Source organism: Clostridium pasteurianum (genome assembly GCF_001705235.1).
Classification (GTDB): Bacteria; Bacillota; Clostridia; order Clostridiales; family Clostridiaceae; genus Clostridium_S; species Clostridium_S pasteurianum_A.
Map to the genome: position 1 here is coordinate 328,559 of NZ_MCGV01000001.1, position 19,020 is coordinate 347,578.

Below are 19,020 nucleotides of genomic sequence, written 5' to 3' on the forward strand. Positions count from 1 at the left end.
CACGCCATCTTCTTTTTATAACTAATTCCAACTATTTATTTGTCTTACATACATTGATTTTGCAAAATTATAATAAATTATTTGAAGTACTAAATAAATTCCAACTATAATCATTAGATACAAACTAAGACTTGTTCCTAAAATATTGCTTAAAGCCTTTATTGCAAAACTTGTATGAGCAAAAGCTACAACAAAAGGTAAAAAAAACATTACAAAACATTGAATACTCAATATTTTTTTAACTTCTTCTATTGGCATACCAATCTTTTCAAGTGCTATAAATTCTTGTTTATCCTTTTGAACTTCATTAAATAATTTGAAATAAAGTATACTTCCTGAAGCTATAAAAAACAATATTGAAATAAATGTACCTATGAAAAAGAATATAGACATCCCCTGCATAATTTGTGAAAAATCTAATATTCTTTGTGTAAATCGTACTTGCATTTCACTTGGAATCTCGGCTTTTAACTTTTTCACAGCTTTCTCTGATTTCATCCAATTTTTGATGTTGTAGCTATAGTAAACACACAGTTTATTACTCCCCAGCTTATTTTTAAGCTTCTCAAAATCCTTGTCACTTATTACAGCTGTATTACTACATTTTGCATCTTGATTGATTATTCCACCGCCTATTTCTTCTTTGAGATTCCATTTTGTATTTTCTCCATAAACGCTAAGCCTAAAATCTTTATTATAAGAGAATACCTTCTTATTCTGAGTTGCATCAAAGCTGTAGGCGCGAACAACCACATCTCCAGAATTAACTTTAATGCTCTCCTTTCCCTGCTCTTTTGCTAAAATATTATAATCCTTATTAGATATAATATAAAAATCTCTATTATTAGAATTTTTGTATCTTGAAACTTCATTCACAAAAGGACTTACACTTTCCGATTTTATGAGTACAATTTTATTTTTATATTCTATACCGTTAGTACTTGTTTTAAGTACATTCTCAACTCTTTCAGGTCTTATTATTTCATGAGAGTTTAGTCCATTTTCAATAAAACTTATATCTTGAGGATAATTTAAGCTAGTCTGTTTTTGAAGTATTTTTTGGAATGAGTAAACACTAGCAGATGCAGTCAAAGTTACAGCTGAAAGTATTGAAACAGCAAAAAGTATTCTTGCATTATCCTTGAGTTTATAAATTATTTGAGATAGTGTTATCATATTGATACCTTTATAAAAAACCTTCTTGTTATTCTGAAGTTTACTTGTAAAATACACACTAAATTGAGAATACAGAAGATATGTCCCCCACACAGTTATACCTAAAATAGGAAACATAGTAAGTATTATAGCCCCACCTGATATTATAGCCATAATATAACCCATTAAAATAAGGACTATAGCCAAAATCGCCTTTCTTTTAGAGAACTTAGGCAAAGGCTTTGCAATTCTCGATCCCTTTAAAAGTTCTATTATATTATTATTCTTAATTTTGCAACTTAAAGCAAAAGTAGTTCCCTGAAATAGCACCAAAAAGCATAATATCGTTAAAGCTATAGCCATAAATGATATTTTAAGAGGTAATTCAGTATCTAACACCAAAATTACTGAAATTGCCATAAAAAATAGCTTTGAAAATATTATTCCTAATAAAAGTCCCGTTAATATTGAAATCATGGAAACAATAAAATTTTCTGACATAACATATCTTCTTATATCTCTCTTTGTCAAACCAAACATAGATAAAAGTCCAAATTCCTTTTCTCTTGACTTTAAAAAACTTGAAATAGAATAATTGGTAAAAACCAAAGCAAAAACAATTATTATTACTTCACACAGATACATTATACTAGATGTAGTTGCCCCCATTTGTCCCATTTTCTTAACATTTTTAACATCTGGATTTAAAAGAAAATTTGCAAATATAAAAAATACCATAACCACAAAAGCATTACTTAAATAGTACATTATAAACTTATTTAAATTTCCTTTTATATTTTTAATAATAATACTGCGTAAAGTCATGCTATCTGCCTCCTATAAGGGTAAGAGAATCCATAATTTCTTTGAAGAAAGCCTGACGATTACTTCCCTTTACGATTTCTAAGAAGTGTTTTCCATCCTTAATCATTACAATTCTCTTACAAAAACTTGCGGCAAATGGATCGTGAGTAACCATCATTATTGTAACTTTATTTTTGTCATTTAAGTTTTCTAAAGCCTCCATTACATCCTCCGATGCCTTTGAATCAAGATTTCCAGTAGGTTCATCAGCAAGTATTATAGATGGATTATGGATTAGTGCTCTTGCACATGCTGCTCTCTGCTGTTGTCCTCCTGAAGTTTCATAAGGTCTTTTCTCTAAGATTCCTTCTATATTTAATAAAGAAGCTATATTATTAACTCTTTTTTCTATTTCATTGACGTTCATTTTCTCAAGTACTAGTGGAAGCACTATATTTTCCTTTATTGACAGTGAATCTAAAAGATTAAAATCCTGAAATATAAAGCCTAATTCCTTTCTTCTAAATAAAGCTGCTTTTTTTTCATCAAGTTCAGCTAAATTAACGCCATTTATAAAAATTTCTCCTGCAGATGGAGTATCTATAGTTGCAAGAATATTTAAAAGTGTACTTTTCCCACTTCCAGATGGACCCATAACACCTACAAATTCTCCCTTTTCGACATTTATACTGAATTTATCAAGAGCTTTTACCTTGAGACCTCCTCTTTTATCACCATAAACTTTAGTTATATTTTCAGCCTTTAATACTGCCATATTATCCTTCCTTTCGCTGCATAGAATTTCTACTCAATTCATTTCTTGTTTATATTATAAAAAAAATAGAGAAATCAACCTATCGATTTCCCTTTCAAAATATAAATCTAATCTTACAATATTGAAAGAAAGACTATAATTTAAATATGCTTTTATTACCGTAAAATATAATAGAAAATTCAGCACCTTTCCCTTCCTCTGATTTAACCAAAATATCATGCCCTAATTTATCGCATATTTTTTTCGCAAGATACATACCCATACCTGTAGATTCATCTGTTTTTCTTCCATTTTTACCTGTAAAAAAAGCATTAAATACTCTCGTTAAATCTTCCTTAGGTATTCCTATCCCTTCATCTTTTATAGATAATATGGTTTTAGAGACCTCTTTTTTTATATAAAAAATAATATGTTTATTATTTCCTTCCTTAACCCTTGAATATTTTATAGCATTTATAACTATTTGATTTATTACAAAGTAAATCCACTTTTTATCAGTTTCTACTATTACATTTTTATCTTCCATTAACTTAGGAAATATATGATAACGTATAAGCGACTTTTTATTGGCATTAATAGCCTTCCTTAAAACTTTAATTATATCAAGAGCTTCTACGGTAAAATCGAGATCAAATTCATTAAGCCTAGCATTATAAAGCATTGTATCAAGACCCTGCTGAAGCTTTTCATTTTCTTCTGATATACTTTGGAATAACTCTCGATGCTCCTCATCAATTTCATCTTGAAGTATAAGATTAATAACAGATACTGGAGTTTTCATCTGATGTACCCACTGATTAACAAAATATATGTACTCTTTGTGCACTTCTTCATATTTCACTTTTTTATTTTCAAAAGATCTATACAGTTTTGATAAAATTATTTTAATCATTCTCTGTTCCCTGGTATGCCCACTGCCTATATTCAATATACAATCAAAATCTCCTGTTGATTTTAATATTAAATTTAACTGACTATAAAACTCACTATTCCTGTAATAATCATAAATAAAAAACACTATTAGCAAAACTCCAGAAATAATAAACGCATAAAATATATTAGCACCTGAAATATAAATCTTATTTATTACTAAGGTTAAATTCATCACAAGAATAGCCAGTGCGGTACTAATAATATAAACAACTATATATCCTATTCTATCCTTAATGAAATCACTTAATTTCATATAATTTTCCCCATTTCTAATACACATTTTCTTGTATTGTAACCCTTGCTTTTATCTGTACATATTGTTCTCCTCAATTAGCAAATATAAGTTTTTCTTGCAGTTACCAATTGCTTATCAGTTTATATCCTTGTCCACGTTTAGTCTCAATAACATCTTTAATACCTATATCCTCTAATCTCTTTCTCACCCTAGTCATATTCACAGATAATGTATTGTCATCAACAAAGTCAACATCATTCCACAAAACTTCAAGCAGCGTTTCTCTAGAAACAATTTTGCCCTCATTTTTTAAAAGCACATGTAGAAGTTGGAACTCCTTTTTGCTGAGTTCAACTTTTTTCCCCTGGTACTCTATTGTACTCTGATTTATATATAAAAATAATCCTTTTATCTCAAAAACCTCACTGTCAGTATTTTCTGCATAGCTTCCATAAACCCTTCTTATAACACCTTTTATTTTTGCAAGAAGAACATCATAGGAAAAAGGCTTAGTTATGTAATCATCACCACCATTTTCAATAGCCATAACTTGATCCATATCAGAATCTCTAGCAGATATAAATATTATAGGAACATTTGAAATAGTTCTTATATCTCTACACCAATAAAATCCATCATATAGTGGTAAATTTATATCCATTAAAATTAGTTCCGGGTTGCTACTTATAAATTCTCCTTTTACATTTGAAAAATCCTTTACAGAATAAACTTTATAACCATACTTTTCGAGATGATTTTTTATAAGATTATTCAGTTTTTTATCGTCTTCAATTATCATTATGCTATACATAATCCTCCACCTCAAGTTCTTAATTTAAATACTATTTTATATTACTCACTTTTTCTAGGGTTACACTTTCTTCCTCTTTGGCAAAAAAAAGCCCTAACCCCGTTTCATTCTTAGTATACCTTGATTTTTAAAATAATCCTACTATAAAATTACTTAAGCAAAAAGAGATACTGTAAATTTTATATGCTTTACAGTACCTCTTTTAAAATATTCTACATTCTCTGTATTTTAACTTTTTCCATTATATCTTTAACAGTATTGACTTCAACCCAACCTGTTTCTTTTATCATAGCATTTGCTGTACCACAGGCTGTACCAAGTGCTATGATTTTCTCAATATTATAACCTCTTTCTATTCCAACTGCAAAACCACCAACTAACGAATCTCCTGAACCTACTGGATTTACTGCGTGTACTTTTGGTATTGTTACTCTAAATAGTTTTCCATCAAAACATACCAAAGAGCCACCTGCTCCCAATGATACTATAACGCATTTTATTCCACTGTTATTTAAAGTTTTTACATGACTTATAATATCTTTTTCATCTATTACTGCTTTTCCTGTAAGCATTTCAAGTTCATCCTTATTAGGTTTTATTAAAAATGGTTTTGCTTTTATACCCTCTTTTAATAATTCTCCGCTGGTATCTAAAAGAAATTTTTTATTCTTTTTATTTGCTTTTTCTATAAGCTCTGCATATATATTTTTAGGCACATTCTTAGGCGCACTTCCTGAGGCAGCTATTACATTGGAGTTGTCCAAAAGCTCATCATAAAGCTTTGCAAATTTATTCTGCTCTTCTAAGGTAACTGCAGGGCCTGGCTCTAAAACCTCTGTCTGAACCAGATCATCTGTTATAAATGCCAGACATTCTCTGGTATCAGCTTTTATTTTAACAAAATTACTTTTTATTCCGATTTCATTTAACTTATCTTCTATAAATTCACCTGTTTTGCCGCCAACATAACCTGTTGCGACAATATCTTCACCCAGAATATGAGCTACATTGGCAACATGAAGGCCTTTGCCGCCTGCTGTATTTTCAACAGCTCTTGCTCTCATTACCTTTCCTTTAACTATATCTTCTATCTCATATCTTTTATCAACAGATGCATTTAAGTTTACAATGGTAATCAAGCTTTTCCCTCGCTCCCGCACATTTTAATCTTATTAATAACTATTTGTTTCATAGCTTCTTTTCCTGGAGTCATATAATGTCTTGGATCATTTGCATCTGGATTTTCTTTGAAATATTTTTTAACTGCATTGGCAAAAGGTATTTTTAAATCTGTTGCAATATTTACTTTGCATATTCCAAGTTCAATTGCCTTTTTAACTAAATCCTCAGGTACATCTGAAGCTCCATGAAGTACTAAAGGAATTGATACCTTTTCTCTTATTTCCTTAAGCCTTTCAAAATCTAGCTTTGGCTCTCCTTTATATAACCCATGAGCAGTACCTATTGCAACTGCAAGTGAATCTATTCCTGTTTTCTCTACAAATTCTTTTGCTGAATCAGGGTTCGTATACATTGCATCTTTATCACTTACAACCACATCTTCTTCTCTACCACCAAGCATTCCAAGCTCTGCTTCTACAACTGTACCATTTAAATGTGCATATTCTACTACTTCTCTTGTTGTTTTAATATTGTCCTCAAAAGACATTTTTGATGCATCTATCATTGCGGATGTAAATCCTACATCTACGCAGTGCTTAAGTCTTTCTACATCCTGAAAATGGTCTAAATGCATTGCTATCGGTATATTTGTATGCTTTGCTGCAGCTGCTTTAGCTATAGCTACTAAATAATCCTCACCGCTGTAATCTATAGTTCCAGGAGTTCCTGCAATTATTACTGGTGAATTTAATTCACTGGCTGTTTCAACTACTACTCTAAATGTTTCAAGATTGTGTATATTAAATGCTGGTACTGCATAATGTTCTTTTTGTGCTTTAACTAATAATCCCTTTGTTGTTACTAACATAACTTAACACCTTCCACTTAAATATTTTTAGGGTTTCCATCATTTAAGAAACCCTATTTATTTTATTTAAAAAGTCTTATCTTTTTATTCCTTTGGATATCCACCGTTGTCCCATTTTTCTATGAATTCATCAAAGAAATGCTCATTTCCGAATTGACCCTCATCGTCCTTTATTAGTGAATCAATTCCCTCTATTATTTCTTTATTTTCCTTAGTAGGCTTGTACTGTGCTTCAAGAAAAGCATCTATTATATTCTCAATTAAACCTATTCCTGTTATTCTTCCACCAACAGCTATAATATTTGCATTTAAATATTCTTTTGCATATCTTGCTGTTCCTACATCTCTAACTAATGCTGCTCTTACTCCTTTTACTTTGTTTGCTGAATTTGATATTCCAACTCCAGTTCCACACAAAATAACTCCTAAATCTGCCTCACCTGATGCAACTTTTTCAGCTGCCCTTTTACCATATATAGGATAATGTGTTCTTACAAAATCATAAGTACCATTATCAATAACCTCATGACCTTTTGATTTTAAATACTCTGAAATCTTCATTTTTATATCGGGAACTATATGATCTGAACCAATTGAAATTACCATTTTACTACCTCCTCATAAATTTATAGCATTTTATTTAGCATATCTACTCTTATTTGATGTCTTCCACCAGCGTACTTTTCAGCTATATAAGCATCAAGCATTCCCTCTGCAAGTCTTTTTCCAACAATTCCTGCACCAATTGCAAGCATGTTAGCATTATTATGCTGGCTTGTCATTTTAGATGAATGTTCATCTGAAACTTCCGCACATATTACTCCCTTATGCTTTGCTCCAACCATAAAAGAACCTGCACCATATTCATCTATTGCTATACCTCTTTCTACTTCCTTGTTCATGATTGCTTCTGCAACTAAACTTGTTGATTGTACAAGATTAAGTCCTTTTTCTGGAGTTTTATCTATTACTTCAATCCCCTTACCTTCCAGATACTTTTTCAAATGCTCTTTTAATTCAAAACCATCTGTATCAGATCCTATTGCTATTTTCATAAAATTACCTCCTTATAAATTTCTTTTTTATATTATTCTCTTCCGCAATATATGCTGCATATTATGCTCAATATAATTTACAGAAAAGGAAAATAAGCTTACATTTTTTATTGTGACATCTACCATTATTAATTTATTATTTGTACTTTTTTCCCATATTCATTTTTCAAATCTTCATTTATATTCTTATCTGTAATAACTGCTGTTATATTGTCTAAATTATAGAAGCTAAAGAAGTCTTGCTTGCCTATTTTACTGCTGTCACATAATACAAATTTTCTTACTGCATTATTCATAATTATTTTTTGACATACACCCTCTTCTTCATTTGAAGTAGTTATATTATCATCACATATTCCATTGGTACCAACAAAAGCTGTTTTAACTCTCATACTTCTTAAATTTTCATTTGTGAAATTTCCCACAAAAACATCTGTACGGGAACGATATCTACCTCCAACCAATATAACCTCATAACGGCTGTCATCTTTAAATTTCAAAAAAACTGACATTGAATTCGTTATCACTTTCACATAGGAAACCTTCAAATAGTTATATATTAATTCGCTTGTAGTCCCTGGTCCTATATATATGATATCGTTTTCCTTAATCATACTGCTAGCAAGTTTTGCAATGTTCATTTTTTCTTGCATATTGATTTTTCTTTTTTCATTGTTGGAAAGTTCTTTAATTACACTTTTATTTTCAACATTTAACTTTTTAGCTCCACCATAAATTCTTTCAATTAAGCCCCTTTCTTCAAGAACTTTTAAATCTCTTCTGACAGTTATTTCTGTAACTCCAAGTTTTTCATTTATATCAGTTATTTTTATAATGTCATTCTTGTCAATAATCTTTAATATTTTTCGAAATCTTTCTTCCTTAAGCATATTGTATTCCTCCACGCCAAGATTAAAGTAATCAATCGCATATTTTGTATATGTATATATTATCATGTTTTTTTGTTCGTTTCAATACTATTTTTGTTTTTATATTTTTTATTTTGAATGTTTTTCGTGTGTGGTTGCATGTAATTTTTTCCTTTTAGCATCTGTATCTTTATGTCTACTTATATTATATTTTCGACATAACTGTGTATATGTATACGTTTCGCATTCCATATTGTTACATAAATATTTTTAAATAATTAATTTTATAAAATATATTGACATGTTTTAGATATGATGATAAAATTTCACCATAGAACAAAATAAAACAAAGCGAAACATTTTAGAAAATTCATTTTATCATGGCTTTAATTTTTCAAACATAATGTTATCAATATAGAACATATTGGAACTTTAATATCATATTTATAACATTAATAATTACATGACATTAACTAATTGGATCATTAAAGTCTGATTATTCCCAGTTTTTTCTTTAAATGTAAACGTTTATCGATTAGGAGGAGTTTATTATGGAAGATTCAGAAATGATTGCACTAGAAATTATAGGTTCTGCAGGGGATGCACGTTCAAAATTAGTATTAGCTTTAGATGAATGTAATAATAACAATTTTAAAAAAGCTGAAACTCTTATGGCTGAGGCTAATGAACTTATTCAAGAAGCTCACAATGTTCAAACAAAAATGCTTCAAGCAGAAGCTAGTGGTGATAAGGTAGATATATGTTTCTTAATGGTACATGCTCAAGATCATCTTATGACTACTATTCTTCTTAGAGATGTTATCAAAAGTTTTGTAAACCTATATAAAAGAACATCTAAATAAACAAAAATTTTAACGAGGGGTGTAAATATAATGAAAGCCTTAATTGCAAAAATTGAAAAAATGAAACCATTATTCCAGAAAATATCTAATATTTCTTACTTAATGGCTGTGCGTGATGGATTTATAAGTTTAATACCAGTTATAGTATTTTCAAGTGTGTTCTTATTAGTAGCATATGTACCTAACATATTCAATTTTTACTGGCCTAATGATGTAACAAACTTATTAATTAAAGTTTACAATTATTCTATGGGTGTATTAGCACTACTGATGTCTGCAACTATTGCAAAAAGTTTAACTGATACTTTCAATAGTAGACTTCCAAAAACAAGACAAATTAATATGGTTTCTACTATGGCAGTTTCTACTATATGTTTCTTGCTAGTAGCCGCTGATCCAACAAAAGATGGCTTTGCTTCTGCTTTCTTAGGTACAAAAGGCTTACTTGCTGCTTTCGTTGTTGCCTTTATAGTTCCTAACATTTATAAATTCTGTGTTGGACGTAATATAACTATAAAAATGCCTGATGAAGTTCCAGGAAATATATCTCAAACTTTTGCAGATTTAATACCATTATGTATTTCTATATTATTCTTCTGGTTATTTGATATGGGCTTCAGAAATATGTTCCACACTGGATTCGCTGCTTGGATCTTAGATGTATTTAAACCTTTATTCTCTGCAGCAGATACTTATCCAGGCTTAGCTGTAATTTACGGTGCTATGGCATTCTTCTGGTTTGTAGGTATACATGGACCTTCTATAGTTGAACCAGCAGTTTCAGCAATATATATTACAAACGTTGATGCTAACCTTAAATTATTTCAGTCAGGACACCATGCAACACATGTTCTTTCACAAGGTTCACAGTATTTCGTAGCAACTATTGGTGGTACCGGTGCTACAATGATGATAACTTTCATGTTCCTACTTATGGCAAAATCAAAGCAGTTAAAAGTAGTTGGTAAAGCATCTATAATTCCGGTTCTATTTGGTGTTAATGAACCAATCTTATTTGGTGGTCCTTTAGTTTTAAATCCAGTATTCTTCGTGCCATTTATATGTGCACCAATAGCTAATGTTTGGATATTTAAATTCTTTGTAGGGAACTTAGGAATGAACGGATTTATTTACAATCTTCCTTGGCCTACACCTGGACCTTTAGGTCTTATATTAGGAACAGGATTTGCTCCACTTGTTTTCTTATTCATTCCTTTAATCTTAGTTGTAGACTTTGTAATATACTACCCGTTCTTCAAAGTTTATGATAAACAATTAGTAGAAGACGAAGCACTTAGACATCATAATAAATCAGCTGAAGATTCTAAACTTGACAGCGTAGAAGTTAAAAAATTAGACAGAAAATTAGCAATACTTGTAATATGTGCAAATGGTGCTACAAGTTCAATGCTTGCAAAAGCTATTAAAAAAGGTGCAGATGCACAAGGGGTAGAATTAGAATCAACTGCATTAGCTTATGGACAACATAAAGATGTTATAGATCAATTTGATTTAATAATATTAGCTCCTCAAATGGCTTCAATGCTTGGTCAACTTCAAAAAGATTGTGGAAATAAAGGTGTAAAAGCAATTTCTACTAATGGAAAACAATATGTTGATCTTACTCGTAACCCAGAAAAAGCGTTAAAATTTGCTTTCTCTGAAATTGAAAATAAATAACTGAAGGGAGTAATTTAACTAATGAAAACTTTTGATAAGGATTTTATATTTGGGGCAGCTACGGCTGCCTTCCAAGCAGAAGGTGCTGCAAAGGAAGATGGCAGAGGCCCATGCTACTGGGATGAATTCTTGCACCGCCCTGAAAGTACTTTTGATGGAGATATGGCTAGTGATTTCTATCACAAATACAAAGAAGATTTAAGACTCTCAAGAGAATTTGGATTGAATGGCATCAGAATTTCAATTGCTTGGACACGTATAATCCCTGATGGTTCAGGTGAAATCAATCAAAAAGGTATAGATTTTTATAACAAACTCATTGATGAATGTTTAGCTAATGGCGTAGAGCCATTTGTAACACTTCACCACTTTGATACACCACTTCCTATTTTCAAAAACGGTGATTGGTTAGACAGAAAAAACATAGATAACTTTGTTAAATTTGCTAAGGTTTGTTTCGAAAACTTTGGTGATAGAGTTAAAAAGTGGGTTACAATTAACGAACCTTGGTCAGTAGTCGCTGGTCAATACATTATTGGACACTTTCCTCCAAATATAAAATATGATGTTCCAAAAGCAGTACAATCCATGCATAACATGATGGTATCTCATGCAAAAGTAGTAGAATTGTATAAATCCATGAACTTAGGTGGAGAAATTGGTATTATTCATATTTTACAAGGAAAATATCCAATAACTGATTCTGAAGCTGATAAAAAAGCTGCTTATTTAGATTACATTGTAGCTAACAAATTTATGCTTGATGCTTGCCTTGCTGGTGAATACAAGAAAGATACAATGGATACAATCAAATCTATTTTAGCTTTATACAATAGCAATTTAGTTATATGTGATGGTGATTTGGAGATAATTAAATCTGCTTCAGCTAAAAATGATTTCTTAGGAGTTAACTACTATGCAAGTGATTTCTTAGCTCATTATGAAGGTGAAAGTGATATACATCATAATGGAACAGGTGCTAAGGGCACAAGCGTATTCCGTCTTAAAGGTATAGGAGAACGTGTTATGAATCCTGAAGTACCTACAACTGATTGGGATTGGCCAATTTACCCTAAAGGGCTTCATGATATACTTCTCCGTATAAAAGAAGATTACCCTAGTTATAAGAAGATTTATATTACAGAAAACGGTATGGGATATAAAGATGACTTTGAAAACGGAAAAATAGATGATGGTCCACGTATAGATTATATAAAACAGCATTTACAAGTTGTACTTGATGCAATAAGTGAAGGCGTTAATGTACAAGGATACTTCCTATGGTCTTTGATGGATGTTCTATCTTGGACAAACGGATACAACAAAAGATACGGATTATTCTACGTTAACTTCAAAACTCAAGAAAGATTTGCAAAGAAAAGTGCATACTGGATGAAAAAAGTTTCTGAAACAAAAACTTTAGTATCAGAAGAAGATATAACTTACTAGTAGTAACAAAAACTAATATAGTATAAAATAAAATGAGAATATCAAAAGATTTGTGTAAATTAAATATTTGAATATTAATATAACTGGAAATTTAGCATTCCAGTTATATTTTTAATTTCTTATCAGTTTAATAAAATATATCTTTTCTATTTAATGGATTCTGCTATTTTTTTCAGTTCATTTAAAGACACCCCTTTTAAGCTTATACCATAAAAGCAATTATTGTATTCCCAATCAATACTTGTATCATCAGAAAATATGGCATCTACATTATTAATCTTTATCTTTTGAACATTCTCATCTCCAACAGAATAACTTGTTTCTTTGCAAGCGAAACGTTCTTGAACAAATAAACTATGTTGAGCGTTAGGCTTTGTAAAATATAACGAAATATATTTGTCGCTAATATTTCCCTTATTATCTTTATACACGATTGCATGATCAAATTTATAACCCTTAGGTAAATAAGAAGGAAATACAACCTTAAAGCACGTATATTTATTTATATCCTTCATATCTGTAATTACTTGCTCTCCACTATCTAACTGATTTTCAGTAATTATCTTACCAGATGAAATATACGCAATTTTTTCTCCCCTACTTGTATAAAGTTCTTTAATATTTTTTTTCGTAATTTCATTTATAGCCTTACCATTTTTGTCAAAAATCTTTCCTTTTAAATTAGCAGGCATTACACTTTTAGGCTTTTCTTTTTCATTTTCTTTAACCTCAACTCCACTTAGTAAACCTGCAGATACTACTTTTGTTATTTTATATGAAAAATCCTTTGCAAATGATGTTTGCATAAAGCCTACACCTACTGCTGCAAATGTAATTAAAACAACAGCAGCTTTAGAAACTATACCAATTTTTTTCATAATTTTATCTCCTTCATTAATATTCTTTAGACACCTATCATATATATAATCCTTATTCATATTTTTGCTAAAATCCTTACTAGCCAAAAGCTTACCAACTTTGAAAATCTCTTTATATTCTTTATCCTGTGGTGTATTAATTTTTTCTACGCCTTTTATATAAGCATCAATATTCTCTAAAAATTCATCTTTTATCTGATCTCTATTCATGCACATATCCCTCCCTCTCCATCTCTCTTCTTAATTTTTTCATGCTGTGGAACAAAATTACACCAACGTTACTGCTACTTGTATCTAAAATTTCTGCTATTTCCATATTTTTTAAGTTAGCCCCAAACTTAAGTGCTATAATATTTCTTTCCTTTTCACTTAAAATTTTCAAGCAATTTAAAAGTTTATCATTAGTTTCTCTTATTATAGCAGTATCTTCTGGGCTAGGCTGTTTTGATATAAGTTCCTTAATTGTATCAAGGGAAAATAATGTATGTCGTTTTAAGCTTCTAAAATAATCATTTAATACATTTTTTGCTATAGCAAATAACCAAACTTCAAAGGAAGATTTTTCTTCTGAATACAATTCTATTTTAAGCATTGCTTTTTCAAAAACCTTAATCATCAAATCTTCTTCATTATAGTTACTATTAACACGATAATATATATAGTTATAGACTCTTTTAGAGTAAGTTTCAAAAACATAAGCAAATACCCTTTTCCTATCCTCACTTTTATCTAAATGATTTAGCATATTGGATTGTTCCATACTCTTCTAAACCTTCCTTCTTTTCTACTTAGCTAAGTATTTTCATATATTAATACGACTTACTTTAAATTTCATTACATATATTTCAAAAATATTTTCAATCTTTTACCTTTACAATTCAACTATTTCATCATATCTCTATGTACATCTTAAACAATAAGTTTTAAGTACACTACTAAAATATAAAAATAGAGTATAGTACTGAATATAAAAAATATGCAATACTATACTCTATTTTTAGAAAGGAGGGATTAAATTGAAAATTGCAAAAGAAACCTTACATGTAATTCAGCATTAAAATTTTCTAGCTATCTCTTCTATTTTATCTGCTGATAGCCTGTATATTGTCATTGTATCAACACTATCAGCACCTAAATTTTTATAGAACTTAATTGAAGGTTCGTTCCAATCAAGACATCCCCATTCTAATCTTTTGCATCCTCTTTTAATCGCAAGATGCGACATAAATGCCATCATAATTTTCCCAAGCCCTTTAAATCTCATATCTTCATCTACATAAAAACCATCTATGTAAATACCACTCTCGCCTATAAATGCCGATGAGTTATTACAAAAATAAATAAAAGCCACTGTTTTTCCATCGTAATCTCCAAAAATTGCCTCACCTTTATTTTCTAACAAAAGCTTACGTATCCCCTCTTCCGTTGAAGTTATTTTATCGAGCATTTTTTGATACTTTCCAAGCCTTTTCATATATTCCACAACTAAAGCTGCATCTTTAGGCTTTGCAAATCTAATTGTAAACTTAGGATTTTTTGTTTTTATGGTTTCCATTTTCATGCCCCTTCTCTATATAAATATTATATTTTTAAATTTAAAGCAATATTAACGATAACATTTTAAAAATATTTATTATATTTTATCATATTACTATTTTATTCTGTAATCAATTGTAAACACTGTATATGTACCACTAAAAAAAGTGATACTTTTGAATAATACATTATATTCAAAAACACCACTTTTTCATTTAACCTTTACAAAATATATTTTTTCCTATTTAATATTTATTCTGCAACCTTAATTCATATTTTTGCTAATAAAATAACTGTATTTGTATGCTGCCAAACTTTTTCCACAGATGTGAATCCTGCTTCTTTAAGCATCTTAATTTGATTTTCCACAGTACAAGGAGTGTCATAATGATACAATCCATTAGTTATTCCGAGTTCTAATCGTATTCTTTCATTCTCTTTAAAGTGATAATCCTCATATTCCTGATTGGGAGCCATATAATCAGTCTCAATATAAAATCCAGTTGGTTTTAAACTCCTAAAAATCTTTTTATACAATTTAATTTTCTCTTCATGTGTAAAATGATGAAGTGATTCAACTGACACAGCAACATCAAATATATGCTCCCCCACATCATAAGTAAAATAATCATGATTAATAAGCTTTAACTGTTCTACTTTATCCTTGTGCTTTTCCTTTATTTTTTCCATCATATTTTTAGCTAAGTCAATACCTGTAACCATAGTTTCTGGATTAACTTTAAAAATTTCATCTAATTCTAATCCTGTTCCACATCCTAAATCAAGCAAATTTATTTTTCCATTCTGTGGTATAAGTTTTGCCGTTTCAATATAATATTCATTTGAACCCTCTACATTTTTCATCATATGTTCTTCATAGCCGCCAGCTCGCTTATTAAAAAAGTCTCCCATTTTCTCTAAATTCAATTAAATACGCCTCCTAATTAGATATCATAATAAAATTATATTACTAATATAATTACTTAGCGACCTTAAAGATTCTTCTGAAGTAAAAATGTGCCATAAAGCATTTAAGCTTTACAGCACATTTTGTTATTGCTCTTTCCTTTTCATTTGCAAAATAATTCTCTGTATACTTTTGGGTGACAGATAATACCTTCTAGCAAGATCTTTTACACATTTACCACATTTATATTTTTTATAAATATTTTCATTTCTAGTTGTAATTTCACTTCTAATTTTTGTATTTTCTCCCCACTTTTTTTTATTACATTCTTTCCTTGGAATATATACATACTCACCATCTACATACTTTTGAATTATCTCCAAAAGTTCCTGTGGTAGTACATCGTTGGCCTTAATATAGCTCATTGTGCTCCTCCCAAAATCAAATTTATTTTTTAGGATTTGCAAAGGCTATCTTACATTCAACTTTATAATTTATGCAATAGCCTCTGCTATGCACAAATAGAATATCTTCCCATATAAAATTCCCCCTTCACATACTTAATATTATAATAACACAAACTGCACAAAAGTATTACCACTGCAATTTAAATGCCTTTCATAAGAAATAGACTCAATTATACGACTATAAATTTTTAAGTTAAACACTAAGCATTATTTACCTTATAATACATGTTTCAAATTTGTAAATAAAAATGATATAATTATACGTATATAATCTTATGCATATTAACATGCAGATTTATGATTACATTTTAGAATAATTAAGTAACTAAAGTTTTCACAATGTAGAACTTAAATTATGCATGCTCCAAAATATTAGTCATAAAGCATTATGGTGTATGCATAATCTAATAGTTGGGTCGGAAATTTTATATCAAAACGCTATAGTTTATAGTGAAATTATCGCCTTTGCTATAAATTAAGGAAAATTTAAGAATTACGTAAGTATTATTTTAAGTTTTTAATGTATTATTTTAGTATACTGTAAAAAATCTTTAAGTTTAGTTGACATAAATAGTTCTATTATATTAAAATTTTCAACTGAATTTTGCATTTTGTTAACTATTTTTTATTATATTATTTATGATAAGCCTTTAAATATTTTTTTATTATATGTATACTTAAAATGATAATATTTTTATAATACCTTGACTTAATGCAACATAAAATATTATACTTAGGATTATTTGATTGTACATAAAACTGTACTCAGATTATCTTATACTTTTTATTAATGTAAATTATTATTTGTGGGGGACAAATAATTATATAAATATACTTATAATTTAAAAGGAGCATGGGATGAAAACAATATTAAAACAAATATACAAAATTATACCAGAATACGCTGCTAAACCTTTAATTATATGTGTAATTTTTAATTTCACTGTATATTCAGGTTCACGCTTCATTAATAAATATAATTCTCACAGCGTTTTTCACAATTTAACAACTCGTTTGGATGATAGAATTCCTGTGGTTCCAATATTTGCTCTCATTTATTTGGGAAGTTATCTTTTCTGGATTGCTAATTATATACTAATTAGTAGAGTAAATAAACATCAATGTTATCGTCTTATAATGGCTGATTTATTAGGAAAATTAGTATGTGGCATACTGTATATAACATTTCCTACAACTAATATAAGACCTGACCTTACTACTTCAGGTGTTTTTATGGACATGCTTAAATTCATATATAGCGTAGATGCAGCAGATAATCTCTTTCCATCAATTCACTGTTTAGTCAGTTGGTATTGTTTCGTTGGCGTGAGAAATTGTAAATCTGTTCCATCATGGTACCGCTATTTTTCGCTATTTATTGCAGTAATGATATGTATCTCAACACTTGTAACAAAGCAGCATGTTATAGTTGATGTTGTAGGAGGTATAGCTCTAGCTGAATTAACATGGCAATTATCCTTACGCTTGCAACTTTACAAAACACTTAAATTTATCAATCAGGAGGTATAAATGAAAGTTCTTACTGTAGTAATACCTTGTTACAATTCAGCAGAATATATGGAGAGAGCTATAGAATCTCTGCTGATTGAAAGCGAGTATTTGGAAATTTTAATTATAGATGATGGTTCAATGGATGATACTGCAAAAATTGCTGATGAATATGCAAAAAAATATCCAAATATAATACAAGCAATACACAAAGAAAATGGTGGACATGGTGATGCAATAAACACAGGTCTTAAACATTCAACAGGAATATATTTTAAAGTTTTAGACAGCGATGACTGGTTTGACAAGAGTAGTCTAAAAAAAGTACTCAGTACATTAAAAGACATGATTGAGACTTCCAAATCAGTAGATATGTTTATTGCAAATTATGTATATGAAAATATGAATATTCACAAATCTAAAAGCATCAATTACAAAAATGCAATGCCACAGGGAAAAATATTTACGTGGAATGATTTAGGCCATCTTAGAAGCAGTCAAAACATATTAATGCATTCTGTTATTTACAGAACAGAAGTTTTAAGAAATTGCAATTTAGATCTTCCTAAACATACATTCTACGTGGACAATATTTTTGTGTATAAACCTCTGCCTTATGTAAAAACAATGTATTATATAAATGTTGACCTTTATAGATACTTTATTGGAAGAGAAGATCAGTCCGTTAATGAGCAAGTAATGATTAAACGTATTGATCAACAAATTAAAGTAACAAAAATAATTATCGACTGTTATAACCCTATGCTTATAGAATGTAAAAAACTACGTAAGTATATGATTAAATATCTAATTATGATGATGACAGTTAGTACGGTACTTTTACTGAGAGATAATACAGAGGAAAGTTTAAATAAGAAAAAAGAACTTTGGAATTACTTGTATTTAAAAAACAAAGTATTATATAGGCAGGTTAATAAATATATTCTTGGATTATGCATGAAACTGAAAGGGCTTCTGGGCAGAAAGCTTATATTAGCAGGTTATTCAATATCAAGAAAAGTATTTGGATTTAATTAATATAAACAATGTAAAAAAGTCATAAAATGCTTATTGGTTTTATGACTTTTTTGTTGATTAATTTGA

General features: G+C 29.5%; 19 protein-coding genes. 5 read left to right on the forward strand and 14 right to left on the reverse strand.

Features of this window, described 5'->3' with window-relative positions:
• Nucleotides 1–21: 21 nt before the first annotated feature.
• The 9 genes from BEE63_RS01530 to BEE63_RS01570 form a co-directional block, all read right to left on the reverse strand.
• A complete protein-coding gene (locus tag BEE63_RS01530; protein ID WP_066019704.1) occupies nt 22–1,980 on the reverse strand; it encodes an FtsX-like permease family protein in 1,959 nt (652 codons plus the stop codon).
• A gap of 1 nt (nt 1,981) precedes the next feature.
• Nucleotides 1,982–2,734 carry an ABC transporter ATP-binding protein gene (locus tag BEE63_RS01535; protein WP_066019705.1) on the reverse strand — a complete coding sequence of 251 codons (753 nt, stop codon included), beginning with the start codon at nt 2,732–2,734 and terminating at the stop codon, nt 1,982–1,984.
• 133 nt (nt 2,735–2,867) lie between these two features.
• Nucleotides 2,868–3,920 (reverse strand): sensor histidine kinase, encoded by a 1,053-nt coding sequence (locus tag BEE63_RS01540; RefSeq protein ID WP_066019706.1) that lies wholly within the window; start codon nt 3,918–3,920, stop codon nt 2,868–2,870.
• Nucleotides 3,921–4,023: 103 nt separating this feature from the next.
• Nucleotides 4,024–4,713: a response regulator transcription factor gene (locus tag BEE63_RS01545; RefSeq protein WP_066019707.1), complete on the reverse strand. Its 690-nt coding sequence runs from the start codon at nt 4,711–4,713 to the stop codon at nt 4,024–4,026.
• 212 nt (nt 4,714–4,925) lie between these two features.
• The gene (locus tag BEE63_RS01550; RefSeq protein ID WP_066019708.1) at nt 4,926–5,852 is read right to left on the reverse strand and encodes a 1-phosphofructokinase; all 927 of its coding nucleotides are present in this window, start codon (nt 5,850–5,852) and stop codon (nt 4,926–4,928) included.
• A complete protein-coding gene (locus BEE63_RS01555) occupies nt 5,849–6,703 on the reverse strand; it encodes a tagatose bisphosphate family class II aldolase (RefSeq protein WP_066019709.1) in 855 nt (284 codons plus the stop codon). The genes BEE63_RS01550 and BEE63_RS01555 overlap by 4 nt, the downstream gene beginning before the upstream one ends.
• 84 nt (nt 6,704–6,787) lie before the next feature.
• Nucleotides 6,788–7,309, reverse strand: coding sequence for a galactose-6-phosphate isomerase subunit LacB (gene lacB / locus BEE63_RS01560; protein WP_066019710.1), 522 nt, complete (start codon nt 7,307–7,309; stop codon nt 6,788–6,790).
• Nucleotides 7,310–7,329: 20 nt separating this feature from the next.
• The gene (lacA, locus tag BEE63_RS01565) at nt 7,330–7,758 is read right to left on the reverse strand and encodes a galactose-6-phosphate isomerase subunit LacA (protein ID WP_066019711.1); all 429 of its coding nucleotides are present in this window, start codon (nt 7,756–7,758) and stop codon (nt 7,330–7,332) included.
• A gap of 128 nt (nt 7,759–7,886) precedes the next feature.
• Nucleotides 7,887–8,648: a DeoR/GlpR family DNA-binding transcription regulator gene (locus BEE63_RS01570; RefSeq protein ID WP_066019712.1), complete on the reverse strand. Its 762-nt coding sequence runs from the start codon at nt 8,646–8,648 to the stop codon at nt 7,887–7,889.
• Nucleotides 8,649–9,178: 530 nt separating this feature from the next.
• On the opposite strand from BEE63_RS01570, the gene BEE63_RS01575 reads away from it, so the two are divergent.
• From BEE63_RS01575 to lacG, 3 genes are read left to right on the forward strand one after another with little or no spacing between them, the layout of a single operon-like run.
• The gene (locus BEE63_RS01575) at nt 9,179–9,490 is read left to right on the forward strand and encodes a PTS lactose/cellobiose transporter subunit IIA (protein ID WP_066019713.1); all 312 of its coding nucleotides are present in this window, start codon (nt 9,179–9,181) and stop codon (nt 9,488–9,490) included.
• 30 nt (nt 9,491–9,520) lie between these two features.
• Nucleotides 9,521–11,170: a PTS transporter subunit EIIC gene (locus BEE63_RS01580; protein WP_066019714.1), complete on the forward strand. Its 1,650-nt coding sequence runs from the start codon at nt 9,521–9,523 to the stop codon at nt 11,168–11,170.
• A 21-nt stretch (nt 11,171–11,191) separates the two neighbouring features.
• Nucleotides 11,192–12,619 (forward strand): 6-phospho-beta-galactosidase, encoded by a 1,428-nt coding sequence (lacG, locus tag BEE63_RS01585; RefSeq protein ID WP_066019715.1) that lies wholly within the window; start codon nt 11,192–11,194, stop codon nt 12,617–12,619.
• Nucleotides 12,620–12,765: 146 nt separating this feature from the next.
• Here the strand turns inward: lacG and BEE63_RS01590 are convergent, their stop codons facing one another.
• From BEE63_RS01590 to BEE63_RS01610, 5 genes are all read right to left on the reverse strand, one after another.
• Nucleotides 12,766–13,707, reverse strand: a complete 942-nt coding sequence (locus tag BEE63_RS01590) for a hypothetical protein (RefSeq protein ID WP_066019716.1) — start codon at nt 13,705–13,707, stop codon at nt 12,766–12,768.
• Nucleotides 13,700–14,257, reverse strand: coding sequence for a sigma-70 family RNA polymerase sigma factor (locus BEE63_RS01595; RefSeq protein ID WP_066019717.1), 558 nt, complete (start codon nt 14,255–14,257; stop codon nt 13,700–13,702). Before BEE63_RS01595 ends, BEE63_RS01590 begins: the two co-directional genes overlap by 8 nt.
• Nucleotides 14,258–14,551: 294 nt before the next feature.
• The gene (locus tag BEE63_RS01600; RefSeq protein WP_066019718.1) at nt 14,552–15,052 is read right to left on the reverse strand and encodes a GNAT family N-acetyltransferase; all 501 of its coding nucleotides are present in this window, start codon (nt 15,050–15,052) and stop codon (nt 14,552–14,554) included.
• A gap of 251 nt (nt 15,053–15,303) precedes the next feature.
• Entirely contained in the window at nt 15,304–15,960 is a 657-nt protein-coding gene (locus BEE63_RS01605; RefSeq protein ID WP_066019719.1) for a class I SAM-dependent methyltransferase, read from the reverse strand.
• Nucleotides 15,961–16,086: 126 nt separating this feature from the next.
• On the reverse strand, nt 16,087–16,365 hold the full coding sequence (locus BEE63_RS01610; protein ID WP_066019720.1) for a CD3324 family protein: 279 nt from the start codon (nt 16,363–16,365) through the stop codon (nt 16,087–16,089).
• A 900-nt stretch (nt 16,366–17,265) separates the two neighbouring features.
• On the opposite strand from BEE63_RS01610, the gene BEE63_RS01615 reads away from it, so the two are divergent.
• Both BEE63_RS01615 and BEE63_RS01620 read left to right on the forward strand, forming a co-directional pair.
• Nucleotides 17,266–17,937: a phosphatase PAP2 family protein gene (locus BEE63_RS01615; protein ID WP_066019721.1), complete on the forward strand. Its 672-nt coding sequence runs from the start codon at nt 17,266–17,268 to the stop codon at nt 17,935–17,937.
• Complete coding sequence (locus BEE63_RS01620; protein ID WP_066019722.1) at nt 17,938–18,954, forward strand: glycosyltransferase family 2 protein; 1,017 nt, start codon at nt 17,938–17,940, stop codon at nt 18,952–18,954.
• Nucleotides 18,955–19,020: the final 66 nt, after the last annotated feature.